1 protein-coding gene is annotated in these 1,075 nt (G+C 62.0%); it reads left to right on the top strand.

Annotated features, from left to right (window positions below):
* Window positions 1-182: 182 nt before the first annotated feature.
* On the top strand, window positions 183-1,075 hold an 893-nt coding region (locus tag AVE30378_RS32475), incomplete at its 3' end, for an IS110 family RNA-guided transposase (RefSeq protein WP_129247296.1).

The raw sequence follows: 1,075 nt of genomic DNA, 5'->3' as shown, positions 1-1,075 counted from the left end.
ACAGCGGATTCGAGCAGCTTGTTCTGACACCCAAAGCTTGGACTTTGCTCGAAAGATTAAGCCTCGAATCCGCACCTCTGAGCCGGCTGGACACTGGACGGTAGCCTAGGGCATTTGGACCCTGCATGTACAAGGCAAGTGGGCGCAGCGGGCTTCTTTGGAATCGGCAAGGGAGCTAAGTCATGTTTTTTCTAGGAATCGACGTCTCCAAAGCGAAACTGGATTGCGCGCTGCTGGGCAGTGAAGGAGACAAACGCAAGACCAAGGTCGTCCCCAATTCGGTAGCCGGCATCCAGACGCTGCTGCAATGGTGCGCCAAGCAAGGCGCCCAGCCGCAGCAGTTACACGCCGTACTCGAACCGACGGGGCAGTATCACGAACAGGCCGCCACCGCGCTGCATGACGCTTCGGTCAGTGTCTCCGTGGTGAATCCAGCCCAGGTGCGCGACTTCGCGGGTGCGCTGGCGGTGCGCTCCAAGACCGACGGGATCGACAGCTACGTGCTGGCCCGTTACGGTCAGGCGCTCAAGCCGGCGCTATGGCACCCCGCGCCCCTGCATGCGCGGCAGTTGCGTGCCTTGCTGGCGCGGCGCAACGCGCTGAGCAAAGACTTGTTGCGTGAGCTCAACCGGCAGGAGAAAACGCAGTTCAGTGATCTGCCCGTCCTGGTCGAAGGTTCCATCGCCAAGGCCATTGCGTTCCTGCGCGAAGAGATCAAGCGCCTGGAGCGGGCCATCGATGACCACATCGACCGCCATCCCGATTTGAAGGAAGACCGGGAGTTGCTCACCAGCATCCCGGCCATCGGCCCGCAGGCCAGCAACGCGATCCTGTCGATCATGCATAGCAAACGCATCGAGTCTGCCGAGGCCTTGGCGGCCTATCTGGGGCTGGTTCCCGTGCAGCGTCAGTCGGGCACCAGCCTCAATGGCCGTGCGCACCTGTCAAAGGCCGGTCCTGCTCGGGTGCGTGCCACGTTCTACATGGCTGCCATCGTCGGCATTCGTCGCAATCCCCATATCCGCGCGCTCTACGAGCGACTGCTGCTGGCGGGCAAAAGCAGAATGGCCGCGCT

This window comes from Achromobacter veterisilvae (genome assembly GCF_900496975.1).
Lineage (GTDB): Bacteria > Pseudomonadota > Gammaproteobacteria > Burkholderiales > Burkholderiaceae_B > Achromobacter > Achromobacter veterisilvae.
This window is presented reverse-complemented; position numbering and strand designations above follow the sequence as displayed.